The organism is Roseateles sp. FW301-B2 (assembly GCF_058788955.1).
In genome coordinates, this window is sequence record NZ_JBYTBE010000002.1 from 46,134 (window position 1) to 64,625 (window position 18,492).

Below are 18,492 nucleotides of genomic sequence, written 5' to 3' on the forward strand. Positions count from 1 at the left end.
TTTAGCCGCGCCCCCCGGAGACTCCATGCCCAATGACGCCGCCAGCACCGAGCCCAAGCCCGGCGACCAGCCCGCCCCCGTGGAGCGCATCGTCAGCACCGAGCACAAACTGCAGATCGGCAAGAGGACGCTCGAGTACACCGCCACCTGCGGCACCCTGGTGTTGCGCGAACCTGATGCGGGCGAAGCCAAGGCTGGCGACGGCAAGGAAGGCTACAAGGGCGAGAAGGCCCGCGCCACGGTGTTCTTCATCGCCTACACGCTGAAGACGGGCAAGAAGGATGCTCAGCAGCGCCCCCTCACCTTCAGCTTCAACGGCGGGCCCGGCTCCAGCAGCGTCTGGCTGCACCTCGGGCTGCTGGGGCCGCAACGCGTGCCCTGCGACGACAAGGGCCACTGCGGCGCACCGCCGCACCAGCTCACCGACAACGAGTACAGCCTGCTGACCGACTCCGATCTGGTCTTCATCGACCCGGTCGGCACCGGCCACTCGCGCGTCGCCGAGGGCGAGAAACCGGCCGAGTTCCACGACTACCAGCGCGACCTGGATTCGGTGGGCGAATTCATCCGCCTCTACGTGACGCGCAACGAGCGCTGGGGCTCGCCCAAGTACCTGATCGGCGAAAGCTACGGCACCACGCGCGCCGCCGGCCTGGCGCGCCATCTGCAAGAGAAGCACGACATCTACCTGAACGGGCTGATGCTGGTCTCGCTGGCGATGGACTTCCAGACCCTCAGCTTCGACCATGGCAACGACCTGCCCTACCCGCTCTACCTGCCCACCTACGCGGCCACCGCCTGGTACCACCAGGCGTTGCGGCCGACGCTGCAGAACAAGCCCCTGAAGGAGGTGGTGGCGGCGGCCGAGGCCTTCGCCAACGGCGACTACACGCTGGCCCTGATGCAGGGCTCGCGCCTGCCCGAGGCCGAGCGCCAGCACATTGCCGAGCAGGTGGCGATGTACAGCGGCCTCTGCATCGAGTTCGTGCTGCGCTGCCGGCTGCGCGTGGACGAATTCCGCTTCTTCAAGGAGCTGCTGCGCGCGCGCGGCCAGACCGTGGGCCGGCTGGACTCGCGCTTCCTCGGCCTGGACAAGGACGATGCCGGCGAGCATCCGGAGGAAGACGCCAGCATGAACCAGCTGATCGGCGCCTATGCCTCCGGCATCAACCGCCTGCTGGTGGAGAAGCTCGACTACCGCAGCGACAGCCCCTATCTCGTGCATGCGCCGCTGTGGAAGACCTGGTCCTGGAAGGGCTTCGAGAACAAATACATCGCCGCTGGCGACAGCCTGCGGCGCGCCCTGCACGCCAACCCGGACATGCGCGTCTACGTGGCCAGCGGCTACTACGACCTCGCCACCCCGCATGCGGCGGGCGACTACACGCTCAGCCACCTGGGCCTGCACCACAGCCTGCAGGACCGCATCCGGGTCAGCTATTTCGAGGGCGGCCACATGATGTACATCCACCAGCCTTCGCTGGCCCGCATGGCCGGCGAACTGCGCGCCTTCGTCGGCCAGGGCTGAGGCTTGGGCTGAAGGCAAGGCCAAGGTTTTCCCGGGCTTGACGCTGCTCGGCCGCGGGTGGAAGCTGATCCGGCCCGGACGCAGATCCGGGCAAGGGGGTTGGCGGCGTGGAGTCAGACAGCAGCGCAGCAAAGGCCGGCATGGCCACAGCCGACGCCATGATGGCCGCGGGCCAGCATGCGCAGGCTGTCGCCCTGCTGGAAGACCTGCTGGCCGAGCTCGCCCCCGAGCACCCGCGCCTGCGCGGCCAGTTGCTGAACCGCCTGGCCGTCAACTACCCGCGCCTGGGCCAGAGCCAGCAGGGGCTGCGCGCGGCGCATGAGGCGGTGCAACTGTTCGAGCGCCTGCCCAGCGGGCTGGCCGGCCTGGCGACGGCGCATTGCGCGCTCTCCTTCTGCTACGCCATGCTGCGCATGGGCCAGGAGGCCCTGCAGGCCGGCCTGCGCGCCCTGCACAGCGCCCGCGAGGCCGGCAATTCGGAGCTGGAGGCCTGGGCACTGAACCGCATCGGCCTGGCCTACGAAGCCCTGGGCGATCTGCAGCAGGCCCAGACCTCGACCACCCAATCGCTCGAGATCGCGCAGCGCCAGGAGCTGGCCGAGCTGCACTTCGCGGCCATCAACAACCTCTGCTGCTTTGCCAGCCTGGCCGAGCACGAGGCCCTGCTGGAACATCAGGACGCGCGCGCCCAGGGTCATGCCTTGCGGGCCCTGCAGCTGACCGAGCAGGCCTGCCAGCTGGCCCGCGCCTCGGGCAATGTGCACTGGCGGGCGGCGGCGCTGGCGAATCGCGTCGATGCCCTGCTCTCCGGCAGCGAGCTCGACACGGCCGCGGCCCTGATCGACGAGTACCTGCCACTGGCGCAGGAACATCGTTTTGCCTGGCTGGTGCTGCACGCCCAGTTGCAACGCGCGCGGCTACTGCAGCTGGGCGATCAGGCGGGGCGCGCGATCGCCATCCTGCGCAGCCTGCTGGCGGCCGATCTGGATCGCATGCCGCCCAAGCTCAAGCGTCGCGCCGTGCACATGCTGGTCGGCCTGCACAAGCAGCGAGGCGATTACTACGAGGCCCTGCAATGCCTCGAGCAGCTGGCCGAGCTGGACCGCCGCTGGGCCCGGGACAAGCTGGCCCTGCACAGCAAGGCCCTGCTGATACGCGAGGAAGTGGCGCAGGCCCAGGCGCGCGCCGACGTCGCCAGCCGCGATGCCGAGCGCGAGCGCGAACGCGCCGAGCGCCTGCTGCACGAGCACGAGGCCCTCAGCAGCCAGGCCGCCGAGCTGGGCCGCATTGCCGTGGAGGACGTGCTCACCGGCCTCTTCAACCGCCGCCACGCCGACCAGGCCCTGCCGGTGCTGAGCCAGCGCGCCATCAGCCAGGGCCAGCCGCTCAGCCTGGCGATGCTGGACCTCGATCACTTCAAGCAGATCAACGACCGCTATGGCCACGCCATGGGCGACCAGGTCTTGCGCGCCGTGGCCCAGCACCTGCGCACCAGCGTGCGCAGCGCCGATCTGATGGCGCGCATCGGCGGCGAGGAATTCGTCGTCGCGCTGCTGGGGGCGCCGCTGGCTAAGGCGCGCGAGATCTGCGAGCGCATGCGCAGCGCGATTGCCGGGCACGACTGGGAGGCGCTGGCGCCCGAGCTGACGGTGAGCGTCAGCATCGGCCTGGCCTGCGCCAAGACCGCCGAGGAACATGGCCGGCTGCTGGAGCGTGCCGACCAGGCCCTCTACGCCGCCAAGCATGCCGGGCGCAACCAGGTGCGCGTGAGCCTGGCCGATGCCGGGACGGCCGGTCGCGAAGTCCCCACAGCGGCTTGACGCGGGCGGGCCGCTGCCCGATGCTGGGCGGCAGCAGCCTGCGCCGACATGGGATCCCTCCGCCAAACCAGCCACCCCGACTTCGATGCCTTGCTTGGCGCCGCCGCGCAGCACGCCTTGCGGGGCGACTACGTCGATGCCGTTGCGGCGCTGCAGCAGGCCCTGCCCCTATGCCATGACGACACCGCACGGGCGCGCGTGCTGGCCCTGCTGGCGCACCATTACCCGCGCCTGGGCAATCTGCAGGACAGCGTGCGCTGCGCCAGCGAGGCGGTGGCGCTGTGCCAGCACATGGACGAACCCCGGCTGGTGGCCGAGGCCCAGACCTCGCTGTCCTATGTCTATGCCCAGTTGCTGATGGGGCGCGATGCCCTGGACGCCGCCCTGCATGCCCTCAAGGCGGCGCGCCGCGCCGGCAACCGCGTGCAGGAGGCCTGGGCGCTGAACCGCCTGGGCGTGGCCTATGGCAGCATGGACAACATCGCCCAGGCGCGCGAAAGCACCCAGCAGGCGCTCGAGGTAGCCACGCCGCTGGGCGATGGCGAGCTGAGCTTCTCCTGCCTCAACAACCTCGCCTACTTCTGGCTGCAGCTCGCGGCCGAGGCCCACAACGGCGCCAGCGAGGCCAAGCTGCTGCCCGAGGCCCTGAGCCAGGCCCGTGCGCTTGCCGAGCAGGCCAGTGCGCAGGCGCGCGCCTCGCGCAGCGAGTTCCAGGTCACGGTGGCGCTGTCGAATCTGGTCGAAGCCATGCTGGGCATGGCCGATCACGAGGACAGCGTGGCCCTGATCGACGAATACCAGGCCCTCGCCCACCGCCACGGCTATCTGGCGCTGGAGCTGCAGGCGCAGATGCAGCGCGCCTGGCTGCTGATGTTGCGCGGCCAGCACCAGGCCTGCGTGGCCAGCCTGATGCTGATACTGGCGCAGCGGCGCGAGCATCTGCCACCGGCGCTGCGCCGCAAGCTCATCCATGCGCTCTACGAGGCCAGCAAGGCGGGGCGCGACTTCGAGGCCGCGCTGGCCTATCTGGAGCAGCATGCCGAACTGGAGCGCCAGATCGCGCGCGAGACCATGGCGCTGCAGACCGAGGTGATGCTGATACGTCAGGACGTCGAGCAGGCCCATGCGCGCGCCGAGCACGCGCTGGTGGACGCGCGGCGCGAGCGCGAGCGCGCCACCCGGCTGGAGCGCGAGCAGGAGCGGCTGCGCCACCAGGCCGCCGAATGGGGACGCGCCGCCCATGAGGACGTGCTGACCGGCCTGCACAACCGCCGCCATGCCGAGTTCGCCCTGCCGGTGCTGCTGGAGCGCGCCCGCCAGGAGCACAGCGTGATCTGCCTGGCGATGCTGGACGTCGATCACTTCAAGGACATCAACGACCGCCACGGCCACGGCGTGGGCGACGAGGTGCTGCGCCAGCTTGCCGGGGTGCTGCGCTACAACACGCGCAGCGCAGACCTGCTGGCGCGCGTCGGCGGCGAGGAATTCATGATCGCCCTGGTGGGCCTGCCGCTGCTGCAGGCCCAGGACATCTGCGAGCGCCTGCGCGTGGCGATCTCCGCGCATTCCTGGCAAGACCTGGCACCGGGCCTGGCGGTGACGATCAGCCTGGGCCTGACCGGCGGCGCGCCGCCCGAGCAGGCCAAGCTGCTGGTGGACCGCGCCGACCACGCCCTCTATGCCGCCAAGCGCGCCGGCCGCAACCGCGTGGAGATTCTCTAGGGTCCAGGCCCTAGGCCAGCTTGAACACCGCCACCGTCTGCGCCAGCTCGTCGGCCTGCTGCTGCAGGCTCTGCGCCGCCGCCGCCGATTGCTCCACCAGCGCGGCGTTCTGCTGCGTCATCTGATCGAGCTGGCTGATCGCCATGCCGATCTGGTTGATGCCCGAGCTCTGCTCGGCGGTGGCATGGCTGATCTCGCCGACGATATGGCTGACGCGGCCGATCGAGCTCATGATGTCCTGCATGGTCTCGCCGGCACGCGCGACCAGGGCCGCGCCGGCCTCCACGCTCTCGGTGCTGCTGGTGATCAGGCCCTTGATCTCCTTGGCCGCCTCGGCGCTGCGCTGCGCCAGGCTGCGCACCTCGCTGGCCACCACCGCAAAGCCGCGCCCCTGCTCGCCGGCGCGCGCCGCCTCGACGGCCGCGTTGAGCGCCAGGATACTGGTCTGGAAGGCAATGCCGTCGATCACCGAGATGATGTCGCTGATCTTGCGCGAGGAGGCGCTGATGCGGTCCATCGTGGCCACCACATCGCTGACCACCGCGCCGCCGCGCTGCGCCACCTCGGCCGCCTCGCTGGCCAAGCGGTTCGCCTGCCCGGCCGATTCGGCGTTGTGCTTCACGCTGGCGGTGAGCTGCTCCATCGCCGAGGCCGTCTCCTCCAGATTGGAGGCCGCCTGCTCGGTGCGGTGGCTGAGGTCATGGCTGCCGGTGGCCACCTCGGCCGAGGCAGTGGCAATGCTGTCGGTGGCGCTGCGCACACCCGACACCACCTCGCGTATCGCCGTCTGCATGCCCTGCACGCCGCGCATCATCGCGGCGGTCTCGTCGCGCCCCTGCACCTGGATGCGCTGGCTCAGATCCTGGCGCGCCATGCGCTCCGAGCTCTCCACCGCATGCGTCAGCGGCGCCAGGATGGAACGGATATTGAAGAAGGTGTAGGTGCCGATCGCCAGCACGCCCACCAGGATCACGGCGCTGAGCGAGAAGCGGATGCTGTGCTCCTTCGCGTCCAGGCGCTTGACCTCCTCGTCGCCATGCTCGGTGATCAGCTTGGTCATCTCGGCCAGCTGCGCATCCATCGCGCGCACCGGCCCCTTGATCGGCTCGGTGGCGCGGTTGGCGCTCGCGGTGTCGGGGAACTCGCCCTTCAGCACGCGCTCGATGATGGACTGCAGGCCGCTGCGGTAGTCGGCCAGGGACTTGCGCAGCTCGGGCGGCATCTTCTTGGCCTGCGGCGCGATATTGAGCTGCTCGATCACGTCCAGGCCCTTGGCCACGGTCTGGTAGCTGTGCTCCCATTCGCCGCGGTATTTCTCCACCGCCTTGGTGTCGACCAGATTGATCAGCAGGTCTTTCTCGTAGCGGCGCAGATTGCCGACGCCGGCGCGCACCGTGGCGAGCTGGGCCAGCGATTCGACGTCGTTGTCCACATAGTGGGTGAAGTCGGCGCGCGCCTGGGCCAGGCTGTAAAGCCCGTTGCCGCCGATGATGAGCATGGTGACGATGGCCAGGCCGGCCAGCAGATACAGACGAGCCCGGATCGTGTAGTTGCGCAGGTCAAGCATGGCATACCCCCAGCGACTGGCATTTGAGCGCTAAGCGTAGCAGTGAAACCCCTGGCCCTACCAGGAATTCTAGGGGGTCAGTCCTTGCCCCAGAGTTCCTTCATGCTCGCCTCAAACGCCGCCGCCACCCCTGCCTGGGCCGGATGCTGACCCTCGCGCAGCCGGCATTCGCCCGCCACATAGACCTCGCGCAGCGCCTCGCCCTGGCTGGCGAACACCAGCGCGTCCAGCCGTGCCGCGGCCGGCACGCCCAGCAGGCCCGAGCAGCGCGTGTCCAGCACCAGGAAGTCAGCGCGCGCGCCGGGCTCCAGCCCCCATTGCTTGAAACCGGCCGGGGCGGCGCTGCCGCGCACGCAGGCCTCGAACAGGCGCGCCGCGGTGGCGGGTTCGCCGCGGCCCGGCGCGGCCGCCACATTGCGCTGCTGCAGGCCGAGGCGCTGGCCATATTCCAGCCAGCGCAGCTCCTCCACCCAGGCGCGCGTGACGTGGCTGTCCGAGCCCATGCTGATCGGCACGCCGGCGTCCAGCCAGCCGCTCAGGTCGCACAGGCCATCGCCCAGATTGCCCTCGGTGCCGGGGCAGATCACCGCGCTGGCACCGCTCGCGGCCACCTGGGCAATCTCCGCGGGCGTGCTGTGCGTGGCATGCACCAGATGCCAGCGCGCATCGGGCTTGAATTCATTGCACAGCCATTGCATGGGGCGCTGGCCGGTGGCGGCCAGGCAGTCGCGCAGCTCCTGCTGCTGCTCGCTGATGTGGATGTGGATGGGCAGATCGGCATCGCCCACCAGGGCCTGCAGGGCGCGGATGTCCTCGGTGTTGGCGGCGCGCAGCGAATGCAGGGCCACGCCGGCGCTGACGAGCGGCCGGCCGGCCGCCTGCACACGCTGGCTGGCACGCCAGACCCAGGCGGCATCGGTGGCAAAGCGGCGTTGGTCCTCGCGCAGCCCCGGCTTGCCGAAGCCGGAGCGGGCGTACAGCACCGGCAGCAGGGTCAGGCCCAGGCCTACCTGCTCGGCGGCATCGGCCAGGGCCCAGCTCATCGCCAGCTCGTCGGCATAGGGCGAGCCGTCGGGCTGGTGCTGCAGATAGTGGAACTCGCAGACCTGGGTATAGCCGCCGCGCAGCAGCTCCAGATAGAGCTGGGCCGCGATCGCCTGCAGTTGCGCCGGGTTCAGCTGCAGGGCCAGGCCATACATGCGGTCGCGCCAGGACCAGAAATCATCCTCGCCCGCCTCGCGCCGTTCGGCCAGGCCGGCCATGGCGCGCTGGAAGGCATGGCTGTGGGCATCGACCAGGCTGGGGATCACCGGGCCGGGCAGCTCCTCGGCCGCCACCGGCTTCAGCTGGCCCGGCAGGATCTCGGCCCAATGGCCGCGCCCATCCACGCGCAGGAGCACATCGCGCTGCCAGCCGCCGCCCACCCAGGCCTGCCGGGCAAAGTAGAGGCGGCTCATTGGGGCACCCTTCGCGCTGCGCGCTGTCCCGCCAAGCGGGAGTTCGCCCCTTCGGGCGGCCGTGCGGGGCTCATGGGGCGGGCCTCCAGGCCAGCAGGCGCAGCAGCAGCGCCCGCATCAGCGGCTGCACCCCGGCCGCCAGAGCCGGTGCGTAGTCGTACGGCGGCTGCTCGCTCATATAGCAGCACTGGCACATCTCCATCTGCACCGCATGCCAGCCCTGCTGCGGCTGGCCATAGTGGCGCGTGATGAAGCCGCCCTTGAAACGGCCATTCACCACCTGGCTGTAGGTACTTTGCGAGGCGAGCAGATCACTTAAGGACGCGGTGATGGCGGGGTCGCAGGACCTGCCCTCGGCGGTGCCCAGGTTCAGGTCGGGCAGGCGGCCCTCGAACAGCCAGGGCAGCTCGGAGCGGATGCTGTGCGCATCGAACAGCAGGGCGTGGCCATACAGGCTCTTGAGCCGGTTCATCTCGGCCGTGAGGGCGCGGTGGTAGGGCAGCCAATACTGCTCGCGGCGGCGCTGCTTCTCGGCCAGATCGGGCTCCTGGCCCTCCAGATAGAGCGGCTCGCCGGTGAAGAAGCGCGTCGGGCACAGCTCGGTGTTGGCCGCGCCGGGGTACATGGGCGTGTCCTCGGGCGGGCGGTTCAGGTCGATCAGGTAGCGCGAGTAATGCGGCGCTATCAGGCTGGCGCCCAGCTCTTCCGCGATCTCGCCGTAGAGGCGCTCCAGATGCCAGTCGGTGTCCTCGCTGGCCAGCGCGCGCGGCTGGTAGCGCTGCTGCTGGTCGGCGGGAATGGCGCTGCCCACATGGGGCATGCTGATCAGCAGCGGCGTGCGCCCCTGCTTCAATCGAAAGACGGAGTTGCTCATCGTGCTCAGTTCCGTAGCTGTCCGCCGCGCACCGTGTGGCGCAGCGGGTTGCGGCCGAAGTAATAGGCCAGTTCGTTGGGGTGGGCGATGTCCCAGATGCAGAAATCGGCGCGCTGCCCCGCCACCAGCTGGCCGCGGTCGGCCAGACCCAGCGCGCGTGCCGCATGCTGGGTCACGCCGCGCAGGGCCTCCTCGGGCGTGAGGCGGAACAGCGTGCAAGCCATGTTCAGCATCAGGAGCAGCGAGAGCGTGGGCGAGGTGCCGGGGTTGTGGTCGGTGGCGATCGCGATCGGCACGCCGGCCTCGCGCAGCGCCTGCACCGGCGGCAGTTTGGTCTCGCGCAGGAAGTAGTAGGCGCCCGGCAGCAGCACCGCCACCGTGCCGCTGGCCTGCAGCGCGCGGATGCCCGCCTCGCCGAGGTACTCGAGGTGATCGCAGGAGAGCGCGCCGAACTCGCAGGCCAGCTGGGTGCCGCCCTGGTCGCTGAGCTGCTCGGCGTGCAGCTTCACGGGCAGCTCCAGGGCCCTGGCGGCCTCGAAGACCTGGCGCGTCTGTGCCGGCGTGAAACCGATGCCCTCGCAGAAGGCATCCACCGCGTCCACCAGGCCCTCGCGCTTGAGCTCGGGCAGCCAGTCGCAAAGCGCCTTCACATAGGCATCCGGCCGGCCCTGGTACTCGGGCGGCAGGGCATGGGCGCCCAGATAGGTGGTGCGCACCTCTAGCCCCAAGCCGGCCAGGCGCCGCGCCACGCGCAGCATCTTGGCCTCGGCGGCCTGCGAGAGGCCATAGCCCGACTTCACCTCGATGGTGGTCACGCCCTCGGCCAGCAGCGCCTGCAGGCGCTGGGCCGCCAGCGCATAGAGCTCATGCTCGCCGGCCTCGCGCGTGGCCGCCACCGAGGAGCGGATGCCGCCACCGGCGCGCGCGATCTCCTCGTAGCTGGCGCCCTGCAGGCGCAGCTCGAACTCATGCGCACGCGAGCCGCCATAGACCAGATGGGTGTGGCAATCGATCAGGCCCGGCGTCACCACCGCGCCGCCCAGGTCGCGCTGCTGCGCGATGCTGGCGCTCAGCTCGGGCGAGAGCTGCGATGCCTCGCCCACCCAGACGATCTGCTCGCCCTCGGTGATCAGCGCGCCCTGCGGCAGCCAGCCCCAGGGTTGGTCGCCGGCCAGGGTGGCCAGACGCGCGTTGTGCCAGAGCGTACGTTTGCTGCCGCTGCTGTTCATGCCTCGCTCCAGCTCATCCACCAGGCTGCGCCCTCGCCGCTGAACACGCAGGACTGCGCCGCCGGCGTCTCGCACCAGGCCAGGCTGAGGGGCCGCAGCGGCATGGCGCGGGCGCCATGCTCGAGCAGGCCGCCCTGGGCGCTGAACAGGCCGACCCAACGCGCCGCGCCGGCCTCGGGCAGCAGGGCATGGGCGGCCGGCTGCACCTTCATCACGCCACGGCCGCGCCGGTGCATCAGATTGAAATCGCGCGTCATGCCGCCGATCAGCTCGCAGTCGGGCGCCAGCGCGCCATCGAAGTGCAGCAGCTCGTCGCCCACGCGCAGCTCGTATTCATACAGCCGCACGCCCTCGCCCTGCAGCACCGCGAACCAGCGGTCCACGCCCTCGAATTTCGAGAACGGGCCGCTGGCCGCGATGTCCGCCACGCTGATGCGCAGCGCCCAGTCGTTGCTGTGCGGCCAGGCCAGCAGTTCGCGCGTCTGGCCACCGCCGTTGCGCCAGGGCTGAGGGGTGACCTCGTCCGCGCTGATGATGCTCCAACTCATGCCTGAAAACTTCCTTGCAAGAGGTATCTGGAACCAGGGTGCGTGAGCCGCACCGTGGTCACGGTCTGCCCATGGCTGTAGGTGGTGCGCTTGACCACCAGGCAGGGATCACGCCGCGCGATGCCCAGCAGCTTGGCCTCGGCATCGCTCGGCAGCGTCGATTCAATCGTATAGCGCGCCTCCGACAGGGGCGCCACCTGCAGCAGGTAATTCGTGGGGGTGGTGCTGGCGAAATCCAGCGCCAGATAGTCGGGCGCGCAGGCCGGATTGACCAGCCGGTCCTCGCACTGGATCGCCACGCCATTCTCCAGATGCACGATCACGCTGTGGAACAGCACCGCGCCGGCCCGCAAGCCGAACTCGGCCGCCTGCTCGGCCGTGGCCTTGGTCTTTTCCAGCAGCTGCACCCTGGCCTCATGCTGGTGGCCGCGCTCGGCGATCTCGTCGTGCACGTCGCGCACCGTCAGCGTGGAGGAGATGCGATGCAGCTGGGCCACGAAGGTGCCCACGCCCTGCACCCGCTCGACCAGGCCTTCCTGCGTCAGCTCGCGCAGCGCGCGGTTCACCGTCATGCGGCTGAGCTCGAACTGCCCGCCCAGTTCGGCCTCCGAGGGCAGCAGGTCGCCCGCCACCCAGCGGCCGCTGCTGATGCCTTCGCGCAGGAAGTTCTTGACCTTGAGGTACTGCGGCTCGGGGCCGGCCGGGACTTTTCTGGACATGAGCGAATGGTAGTTGACTTTACTTGTATAGACAACTAGAGTTCGCCTCATTCCTTCATTTCTTCCTCTCTCTGCAACCGCCAGGAGCTCCCCATGTCTGCATCGTCCCGTGTCGTCCGCGCCCCCACCGGCACCACCCTCAGCTGCAAGAACTGGCTCACTGAAGCCGCCTACCGCATGATCCAGAACAACCTGGACCCGGTGGTGGCCGAGAACCCGGCCGAGCTGGTGGTCTACGGCGGCATCGGCAAGGCCGCGCGCAACTGGGAATGCTTCGACGCCATCCTGGAATCGCTGAAGAAGCTCAACGATGACGAGACCCTCTTGGTGCAATCCGGCAAGCCGGTGGGCGTGTTCAAGACCCATGCCGACGCACCGCGCGTGCTGATCGCCAACAGCAATCTGGTGCCGCATTGGGCCAACTGGGAGCACTTCAACGAGCTGGACCGCAAGGGCCTGATGATGTACGGCCAGATGACGGCCGGCAGCTGGATCTACATCGGCTCGCAAGGCATCGTGCAGGGCACGTATGAAACCTTTGCCGAGGCCGGCCGCCAGCATTACGGCGGCAGCCTGAAGGGCCGCTGGATCCTCACCGCCGGCCTGGGCGGCATGGGCGGTGCCCAGCCCCTGGCGGCCACCTTTGCCGGCGCCTGCTCGCTCAACATCGAGTGCCAGCAATCGCGCATCGACTTCCGCCTCAAGACCCGCTATGTGGACGAACAGGCCGCCGACCTGGACGACGCGCTGGCCCGCATCGCCAAGTACACCGCCGAGGGCAAGGCCGTCTCGATCGCGCTGCTGGGCAACGCGGCCGAGATCCTGCCGGCGCTGGCCGAGCGCTGCAAGCAAGGCAGCGCCATCAAGCCCGATCTGGTGACCGACCAGACCTCGGCACACGACCTCATCAACGGCTATCTGCCGGTGGGCTGGCGCGTGGCTCAGTGGAAGGCCGCCGCCGCCGACCCGGCCCAGCATGCCGAGCTCAAGGCCGCCGCCGCCAAGGGCTGCGCCGTGCATGTGCAAGCCATGCTGGACTTCCAGGCCATGGGCATCCCCACCGTCGACTATGGCAACAACATCCGCCAGGTGGCGCTGGACCAGGGCGTGAAGAACGCCTTCGACTTCCCCGGCTTCGTGCCCGCCTATGTGCGCCCGCAGTTCTGCGAGGGCCGCGGCCCCTTCCGCTGGGTGGCGCTCTCGGGCGACCCCGAGGACATCTACAAGACCGACGCCAAGATCAAGGAGCTCTTCCCCCACCATGCCGGCGTGCACCGCTGGCTGGACATGGCCAAGGAGCGCATCAGCTTCCAGGGTCTGCCGGCACGCATCTGCTGGCTGGGCCTGGGCGAGCGCCATCTGGCCGGCCTGGCCTTCAATGAAATGGTGCGCAAGGGCGAACTCAAGGCCCCGATCGTGATTGGCCGCGACCATCTGGACAGCGGCTCGGTGGCCAGCCCGAATCGCGAGACCGAGAGCATGAAGGACGGCTCGGACGCCGTCTCCGACTGGCCGCTGCTGAACGCCTTGCTGAACACCGCCGGCGGCGCCACCTGGGTCTCGCTGCACCATGGCGGCGGCGTGGGCATGGGCTTCAGCCAGCACAGCGGCGTGGTGATCGTCTGCGACGGCAGCGAGGCCGCCGACAAGCGCATCGCCCGCGTGCTGGTGAACGACCCCGGCACCGGCGTGATGCGTCATGCGGACGCCGGCTATGACATCGCCGTCAAGTGCGCCAAGGAGCGCGGCCTGAACCTCCCCATGATCACCGGCTGATCTTCAGAAAGAGAACCAGATGACCCATATCGAAATCACCCCCGGCCAGCTGACCCTGGACCAGTTGCGCAGCATCCGCAACGGCGGCGTCAAGCTGGGCCTGCATGCCAGCGCCGCCGACAGCATCCGCCGCAGCGCCGCCGTGGTGCAGGGCGCGGCCGCCGGCGATGCGCCGGTCTACGGCGTCAACACCGGCTTCGGCAAGCTGGCCTCCAAGCGCATCAGCAAGGAAGAGCTGGCCACACTGCAGTTCAACCTGATCCGCTCGCATTGCGTGGGCGTGGGCGAACCCCTGCAGCCCAGCGTGGTGCGCCTGATGCTGGCCACCAAGGCGGCCTCGCTGGCGCGCGGCCATTCCGGCGTGCGCGAGGCGGTGGTGCAAAGCCTGCTGGACGTGTTCAACGCCGGCCTGGTGCCCTATGTGCCGGCCAAGGGCTCGGTGGGCGCCTCGGGCGACCTGGCCCCGCTCTCGCACATGACCCTGGCCCTCTTGGGCGAGGGCGAGATGCTGGTGGACGGCCGGCGCGTGCCCGCCCTGCCCGAGCTGAACAAGCATGCCATCGCACCCCTGGTGCTGCAGGCCAAGGAAGGCCTGGCCCTGATCAACGGCACCCAGACCAGCACCGCGCTGGCGCTGGAGGGCCTGCTGCGCTTCGAGCAGGTCTATGCCTCGGCCATCGTCAGCGGTGCGCTGAGCCTGGATGCCGCACGCGGCAGCGACGGCCCCTTCGACCCGCGCATCCATGCGGTGCGTGGCCAGCCCGGCCAGATCGAGGCGGCCGCCGCCTACCGCCAGATCCTCGCCGGCAGCGCCATCCGTCAATCGCACCAGGAGGGCGATGAGCGCGTGCAAGATCCTTACTGCCTGCGCTGCCAGCCCCAGGTGATGGGCGCCTGCCTCGACCAGGCCCGCTATGTGCGCGACGTGCTGCTGCGCGAGGCCAATGCGGTGACCGACAACCCGCTGGTGTTCGCCAACCAGGACGGCACGAGCTATATGGTTTCCGGCGGCAATTTCCACGCCGAGCCGGTGGCCCTGGCCGCCGACGCGCTGGCCTGCGCCATCGCCGAGGTGGGCGCGATCGCCGAGCGCCGCATTGCCATGCTGATCGACGCCAGCGTGTCGCGCCTGCCGCCCTTCCTGACCGCCAACGCCGGCCTCAACTCGGGCTTCATGATCGCCCATGTGACCGCCGCGGCCCTGGCCAGCGAGAACAAGAGCCTGGCCCATCCCGCCAGCGTCGACAGCCTGCCCACCAGCGCCAACCAGGAAGACCATGTGTCGATGGCCACCTACGGCGCGCGCCGCCTCGGCCAGATGCTGGACAACACCGGCCACATCATCGGCATCGAGCTGCTGGCGGCCGCGCAGGGCATCGAGTTCCTGCGCCCGCTGGCGAGCTCCAAGGCCCTGGAAGGGGTGCACGCCCTGGTGCGCCAGAACTGCCCGCCTATGCCCACCGACCATTACCTGGCGCCCGATATCGAGCATGCCAGCGCCCTGGTGGAAGACGGCCAGCTGAGCGTGCTGCTGGTGGCCGAGACCGGCCTGAAGGTGTTCGGCTGAGGCTCAGCCGGCCCGGCGGCTCAGATCTGCTTGCGCAAGCCCTCGCCCGGCGCCTCGCCGGGTAGCAGGCGGCGCGGCCCGGCCAGCGCCGAGGCATGGCGGGATGTCAGCACCCAGCGGCTGCCGTCCCGCTCCCACACATCCACCACCGCGATGGGCGGACGGCCGGCCCGGCCCTCCCTACCCTGGGGGCGCAGCACAAAGCTGACGATGGCCACCGCGCCGAGTTCGCGCACCGCCATGTCGGCGGGCTGATAGTCCGTCGCGCCGGGCTGGCGCATGCGCTGCAGCCAGGTCTCGCGCGGCGTGCTGGTGGACGGCTGTTGCTGCACCAGCAGTTCGAACTCCGCCCCCAGCAAGGCATCGAGCTGGGCGGTGTCGGCCTCGCGCAGCGCCCGCAGCAGGGCCTCTTCGAGCTGCAAAAAGGCCTGCACGGCGCGCGTCACATGCTGCTGCGACCAGGCCGGCGCCGGCAGGGCCGGCACCAGGGCCAGGGCGAGCAGCTGACGGCGGCGCAGGCCGCATGGCATCAAGCCCATCAGTAGATGGTGCGCGCGCCGTTCATGTAGCACTTGTTGTCCACATTGGACAGGTTGCGCTGGATCAGATAGTTCTTGCTGCCGCTGACCGTGTTCAGGGTCATGTTGTAGGAAGCACCATTGGCGGCAGTCTGCTGGAAATGCCCGAAGGTCCAGGCGCATTTGTCGGCATTCTCGGCGCCGCTGGCGTCGACCCAACCGCTGCTCGGGTTCGGATCGGTGAGCGTCTCCTCCAGCTCATGCGCCACCACCGACAGCATGCCGTCCACCCCCGCGTTGCCGTTCGGGCTGGTCGACTGTGCCGCGCAACTGGCGAGGCAGCGGTTCGCATTGCCGACGAAGCTGTACTTGATATTGGTGCTCTGGATGTTGGCGCTGGTATGCCAGCCGCAGTACTTGTTGCAGAAGCCGCTGGTCTCGGCCACGTCCGAGGAGGTCAGCACGAAGTAGACCGCGTTGCTGTCCTTCTTGCCGCTGCTGCTGATGTAGTTGGAGACGATCTTGGAGATGTCGGCATCGCGCAGGCGGGTGCCATTGGTATAGCCGACGCTGGCTTCGCTGACCGTGCCGATCAGGCCGCTCACCGTGCCATTGGAGCCCGTGTAAGTGCTGTTGATGGCCAGGTAGGGCGAGTTGCTCACGCCGGACATGAAGTCGCGCACGATCTGCTGGCCCGCCGCGGTATCGCTGCCATTGCTCTGTGCCCAGTTGCCGTACCAGATCAGGTGGACATTGGGAGCGCCGGTCATGACCGGCCCGCCGCGCCAGCTGATCGCGCTGAGCGTGCCGGTGCCGCCGGTGGACGCCGCCTCGATGGTGGGATGGCCGGGGTTGAGGCGGTGCGAGATCTTGTTCGGCACGGTTTCCTTGTCGGCGTCCGCCATCGCGGCGCCCGAGAGGCCGAGGGCCAAGGCCAGCAAACTGGTTCCGGTGATCGATGTCATGGTGCTGCGCTCCAGTGGAAGACGTTGACGAGCCGGGCCGCGCCCGGACTGAGCTTGATCAAGTTACGCCGGCCGCGCCGGCAGCGTGCTGGGGAAAGCACTTAGGCCTCGGGAATCGCCCCCCCCTGACTGGGGGTCGCCTGCGCCGCCGCCTCGGCGCGCGCGACGTCGTGCGCCAGCCCCTCGGCCAGCAGGTCGATGAGGTGAAAGCCGAAGGCCGGATGCTGGTAGTAGAGCTGGCGCACCGTGCTCTCGTGGATCTGAAGCACCGTGCAGGCACTCAGCGCCTGCACGGTGTGGGTGCGCCGGTGGTCGGGCGCGAACAGGGCGATCTCGCCGAAGATGCGGCCCAGCGGCAGCTGCTGGCCGATGTCGGCCAGCCGCATCTCGCCCTGCACCAGCAGGTAGAGATGCTCGGCCCGATCGCCCTTGCGGAAGAGCACCTGGCCGGCCTTGAGCTTGCGCACCTTCATATGCGGCTTGAGCCAATGCCCGACATGATCGGCCGCCGCCGCCGCGCCCTTGACGGCATGCGTCAGCCGCGTCACTTCCACGGCGCGGAAGACATTGATGGGCAACAGCAGCAGCGACGCCGCCAGCGTGCTCATGGAGGGGCTCAAGGCCCCATAGACCATCAGGGCCAGGCTGCTGGCCACCGTCAGCCAGCGCAAGGGCAGCATGGTGCGCACCAGCGAGCCGCCGACCTGCAGCCCCACGCCCAGCACGGCGCAGCCCAGAGCGAGGATCTGCAGCGGCGTGGCCAGGCTGTCCAAGAAGCTGCTCTGTATCGCCGCCAGCAGCGTCTGCCACATCATCGATCACCCAGCACTGCATACACCTCGACAGCGGCGGCTTTGCCCTTGAGCAGCACCGGGCCGAGTGCCTCCGTCGGGACCTGCCCCTGCAACGCCAGTTGGGTGGCTGCATCGATGAGGATGGCGCGCCCCGCCTCCTTGGTATGGGCCTCCAGGCGCGCCGCCAGGTTCACCGTGTCGCCCACGCAGGTGTAGGTGGCGCGCTGCTGCGTGCCGGTGTAGCCGGCCACCATGTCGCCGCTGGCAATGCCGATGCCGATGCGCAGCGGCGGCAGGCCGGCGGCCAGCTGCTCGCGGCTGAACTGCTCCATCATCGCCACCATCTCCAGCGCCGCCGCCACCGCCGCGGCCGCCGGCTGCTCCAGAGGCAGGGGCGCGCCGAAGATCGCCATCAGGCCGTCGCCGATGATCTGGTTCACCACCCCGCCCATGCCGCTGATGGCGTCGAACATCAGGGTGTAGTAGGTGTTGAGCAGCTCGATCACCTGCTCGGGCGCGAGCGTCTCCACCAGGCCAGTGAAGCCGCGGATGTCGCAGAACAGCACCGCCCCATGCACGCGCCGCCCGCCCAGGCTGAAGCCCGAGCGCTCCAGGTCCTGCGCCACCTCCAGGGTGGCAAAGCGGCTCACCAGCTCGCGCTGGGCGTCGCGCAGGCGCTTCTTCTCCAGGCTGGCGCCGATGCGCGCCTTCAGCAGCACCGGATTGACCGGCTTGGACAGATAGTCCTCGGCGCCCAGCTCGATGCAGCGCACCACGTTCGCCAGCCCCTCCAGGGCCGAGGTCACGATCACGGGCAGCTCGCGCAGCTCGGGGTCCTCCAGCATGCGGCTGAGCACCTCGAAGCCATCCATCTCGGGCATCTCGATGTCCAGCACCAGCAGGTCGTAGCGGCGCTCGCGCAGCATGCGCAGGGCCTCGCGGCCGTTCTCGGCCAGCTCGGTCTGGTGGCCCAGCTGGCCCAGCTGGCGCGCCAGCAACAGGCGATTGACGCGGTTGTCATCCACCAGCAGCAGCCGGGCGGCATCGTCACGCATGGCCGAGGCTCCGCAGCGCCGCGGCGCAATGCGCGTAGGCCTGCTCCAGGTTCTGCAGGCGCGCCGCCAGCTCGGCATCGTCGGCCTCTCCCGTGCTTAGCGGCTGCTGGCCGCGCTGCTCCAGCTCGCGCGCCAGCTCGGCCAGGTGCAGCGCGCCGAAGGTGTTGCCATTGGACTTGAGCGTGTGGGCGGCGCGCCGGAAGCCCGCCGCATCGCCGCTCATATGCGCCTGGCGCAGCGTCTGCAGCAGGCCCGGCGCATCCTCCAGAAAGGTCTGCACCAGCTCGGCCACGAAGTCGGCGCCGGCACTGTCCTGCAGCTCGGTGAAGATCTGTGCATCGATGACATTCATC

General features: G+C 69.4%; 16 protein-coding genes. 5 read left to right on the forward strand and 11 right to left on the reverse strand.

The genetic code is table 11. The features are described 5' to 3' along the window. Positions 1-25: 25 nt before the first annotated feature. The 3 genes from AC3WQY_RS02375 to AC3WQY_RS02385 all read left to right on the forward strand — a co-directional run bounded on the left by AC3WQY_RS02375 (position 26) and on the right by AC3WQY_RS02385 (position 5,070). On the forward strand, positions 26-1,528 hold the full coding sequence (locus tag AC3WQY_RS02375; RefSeq protein WP_492705464.1) for a S10 family peptidase: 1,503 nt from the start codon (positions 26-28) through the stop codon (positions 1,526-1,528). 140 nt (positions 1,529-1,668) lie between these two features. Further along, positions 1,669-3,348, forward strand: coding sequence for a GGDEF domain-containing protein (locus tag AC3WQY_RS02380; RefSeq protein WP_492705466.1), 1,680 nt, complete (start codon positions 1,669-1,671; stop codon positions 3,346-3,348). Positions 3,349-3,396: 48 nt separating this feature from the next. Next, the gene (locus AC3WQY_RS02385; RefSeq protein WP_492705468.1) at positions 3,397-5,070 is read left to right on the forward strand and encodes a GGDEF domain-containing protein; all 1,674 of its coding nucleotides are present in this window, start codon (positions 3,397-3,399) and stop codon (positions 5,068-5,070) included. A 10-nt stretch (positions 5,071-5,080) separates the two neighbouring features. Here the strand turns inward: AC3WQY_RS02385 and AC3WQY_RS02390 are convergent, their stop codons facing one another. From AC3WQY_RS02390 to hutC, 6 genes are all read right to left on the reverse strand, one after another. Next, positions 5,081-6,637, reverse strand: a complete 1,557-nt coding sequence (locus tag AC3WQY_RS02390; RefSeq protein WP_492705470.1) for a methyl-accepting chemotaxis protein — start codon at positions 6,635-6,637, stop codon at positions 5,081-5,083. Positions 6,638-6,714: 77 nt separating this feature from the next. After that, complete coding sequence (locus tag AC3WQY_RS02395) at positions 6,715-8,094, reverse strand: formimidoylglutamate deiminase (RefSeq protein ID WP_285231179.1); 1,380 nt, start codon at positions 8,092-8,094, stop codon at positions 6,715-6,717. Between the two features lie 70 nt (positions 8,095-8,164). Further along, the gene (hutG, locus tag AC3WQY_RS02400) at positions 8,165-8,968 is read right to left on the reverse strand and encodes an N-formylglutamate deformylase (protein ID WP_492705472.1); all 804 of its coding nucleotides are present in this window, start codon (positions 8,966-8,968) and stop codon (positions 8,165-8,167) included. A gap of 5 nt (positions 8,969-8,973) precedes the next feature. After that, a complete protein-coding gene (hutI, locus tag AC3WQY_RS02405; protein WP_492705474.1) occupies positions 8,974-10,197 on the reverse strand; it encodes an imidazolonepropionase in 1,224 nt (407 codons plus the stop codon). Further along, entirely contained in the window at positions 10,194-10,745 is a 552-nt protein-coding gene (locus tag AC3WQY_RS02410; protein WP_285231176.1) for a HutD/Ves family protein, read from the reverse strand. Before AC3WQY_RS02410 ends, hutI begins: the two co-directional genes overlap by 4 nt. Then, entirely contained in the window at positions 10,742-11,464 is a 723-nt protein-coding gene (hutC, locus tag AC3WQY_RS02415) for a histidine utilization transcriptional repressor HutC (protein ID WP_285231175.1), read from the reverse strand. The genes AC3WQY_RS02410 and hutC overlap by 4 nt, the downstream gene beginning before the upstream one ends. 93 nt (positions 11,465-11,557) lie before the next feature. On the opposite strand from hutC, the gene hutU reads away from it, so the two are divergent. Beyond that, positions 11,558-13,240, forward strand: a complete 1,683-nt coding sequence (gene hutU / locus AC3WQY_RS02420) for a urocanate hydratase (RefSeq protein WP_492705477.1) — start codon at positions 11,558-11,560, stop codon at positions 13,238-13,240. Between the two features lie 19 nt (positions 13,241-13,259). Beyond that, the gene (gene hutH / locus AC3WQY_RS02425) at positions 13,260-14,807 is read left to right on the forward strand and encodes a histidine ammonia-lyase (protein WP_492705479.1); all 1,548 of its coding nucleotides are present in this window, start codon (positions 13,260-13,262) and stop codon (positions 14,805-14,807) included. Positions 14,808-14,827: 20 nt separating this feature from the next. Here the strand turns inward: hutH and AC3WQY_RS02430 are convergent, their stop codons facing one another. The 5 genes from AC3WQY_RS02430 to AC3WQY_RS02450 all read right to left on the reverse strand — a co-directional run bounded on the left by AC3WQY_RS02430 (position 14,828) and on the right by AC3WQY_RS02450 (position 18,491). Further along, complete coding sequence (locus AC3WQY_RS02430; RefSeq protein ID WP_492705481.1) at positions 14,828-15,346, reverse strand: nuclear transport factor 2 family protein; 519 nt, start codon at positions 15,344-15,346, stop codon at positions 14,828-14,830. After that, positions 15,346-16,290: a hypothetical protein gene (locus AC3WQY_RS02435; RefSeq protein ID WP_492705483.1), complete on the reverse strand. Its 945-nt coding sequence runs from the start codon at positions 16,288-16,290 to the stop codon at positions 15,346-15,348. The genes AC3WQY_RS02430 and AC3WQY_RS02435 overlap by 1 nt, the downstream gene beginning before the upstream one ends. Positions 16,291-16,391: 101 nt before the next feature. After that, a complete protein-coding gene (locus tag AC3WQY_RS02440) occupies positions 16,392-17,105 on the reverse strand; it encodes a Crp/Fnr family transcriptional regulator (RefSeq protein WP_285231170.1) in 714 nt (237 codons plus the stop codon). Next, positions 17,102-18,139, reverse strand: coding sequence for an adenylate/guanylate cyclase domain-containing protein (locus AC3WQY_RS02445; RefSeq protein ID WP_285231169.1), 1,038 nt, complete (start codon positions 18,137-18,139; stop codon positions 17,102-17,104). The genes AC3WQY_RS02440 and AC3WQY_RS02445 overlap by 4 nt, the downstream gene beginning before the upstream one ends. Beyond that, the gene (locus tag AC3WQY_RS02450; RefSeq protein WP_285231168.1) at positions 18,132-18,491 is read right to left on the reverse strand and encodes an Hpt domain-containing protein; all 360 of its coding nucleotides are present in this window, start codon (positions 18,489-18,491) and stop codon (positions 18,132-18,134) included. Before AC3WQY_RS02450 ends, AC3WQY_RS02445 begins: the two co-directional genes overlap by 8 nt. Position 18,492 lies beyond the last annotated feature (1 nt).

Bases quoted from the DNA above. Each gene is read 5' to 3' on its own strand.
- AC3WQY_RS02375 (WP_492705464.1), top strand. From the start codon at position 26: ATGCCCAATGACGCCGCCAGCACCGAGCCCAAGCCCGGCGACCAGCCC.
- AC3WQY_RS02380 (WP_492705466.1), top strand. From the start codon at position 1,669: ATGGCCACAGCCGACGCCATGATGGCCGCGGGCCAGCATGCGCAGGCT.
- AC3WQY_RS02385 (WP_492705468.1), top strand. From the start codon at position 3,397: ATGGGATCCCTCCGCCAAACCAGCCACCCCGACTTCGATGCCTTGCTT.
- AC3WQY_RS02390 (WP_492705470.1), bottom strand. From the start codon at position 6,637: ATGCTTGACCTGCGCAACTACACGATCCGGGCTCGTCTGTATCTGCTG.
- AC3WQY_RS02395 (WP_285231179.1), bottom strand. From the start codon at position 8,094: ATGAGCCGCCTCTACTTTGCCCGGCAGGCCTGGGTGGGCGGCGGCTGG.
- hutG (WP_492705472.1), bottom strand. From the start codon at position 8,968: ATGAGCAACTCCGTCTTTCGATTGAAGCAGGGGCGCACGCCGCTGCTG.
- hutI (WP_492705474.1), bottom strand. From the start codon at position 10,197: ATGAACAGCAGCGGCAGCAAACGTACGCTCTGGCACAACGCGCGTCTG.
- AC3WQY_RS02410 (WP_285231176.1), bottom strand. From the start codon at position 10,745: ATGAGTTGGAGCATCATCAGCGCGGACGAGGTCACCCCTCAGCCCTGG.
- hutC (WP_285231175.1), bottom strand. From the start codon at position 11,464: ATGTCCAGAAAAGTCCCGGCCGGCCCCGAGCCGCAGTACCTCAAGGTC.
- hutU (WP_492705477.1), top strand. From the start codon at position 11,558: ATGTCTGCATCGTCCCGTGTCGTCCGCGCCCCCACCGGCACCACCCTC.
- hutH (WP_492705479.1), top strand. From the start codon at position 13,260: ATGACCCATATCGAAATCACCCCCGGCCAGCTGACCCTGGACCAGTTG.
- AC3WQY_RS02430 (WP_492705481.1), bottom strand. From the start codon at position 15,346: ATGGGCTTGATGCCATGCGGCCTGCGCCGCCGTCAGCTGCTCGCCCTG.
- AC3WQY_RS02435 (WP_492705483.1), bottom strand. From the start codon at position 16,290: ATGACATCGATCACCGGAACCAGTTTGCTGGCCTTGGCCCTCGGCCTC.
- AC3WQY_RS02440 (WP_285231170.1), bottom strand. From the start codon at position 17,105: ATGATGTGGCAGACGCTGCTGGCGGCGATACAGAGCAGCTTCTTGGAC.
- AC3WQY_RS02445 (WP_285231169.1), bottom strand. From the start codon at position 18,139: ATGCGTGACGATGCCGCCCGGCTGCTGCTGGTGGATGACAACCGCGTC.
- AC3WQY_RS02450 (WP_285231168.1), bottom strand. From the start codon at position 18,491: ATGAATGTCATCGATGCACAGATCTTCACCGAGCTGCAGGACAGTGCC.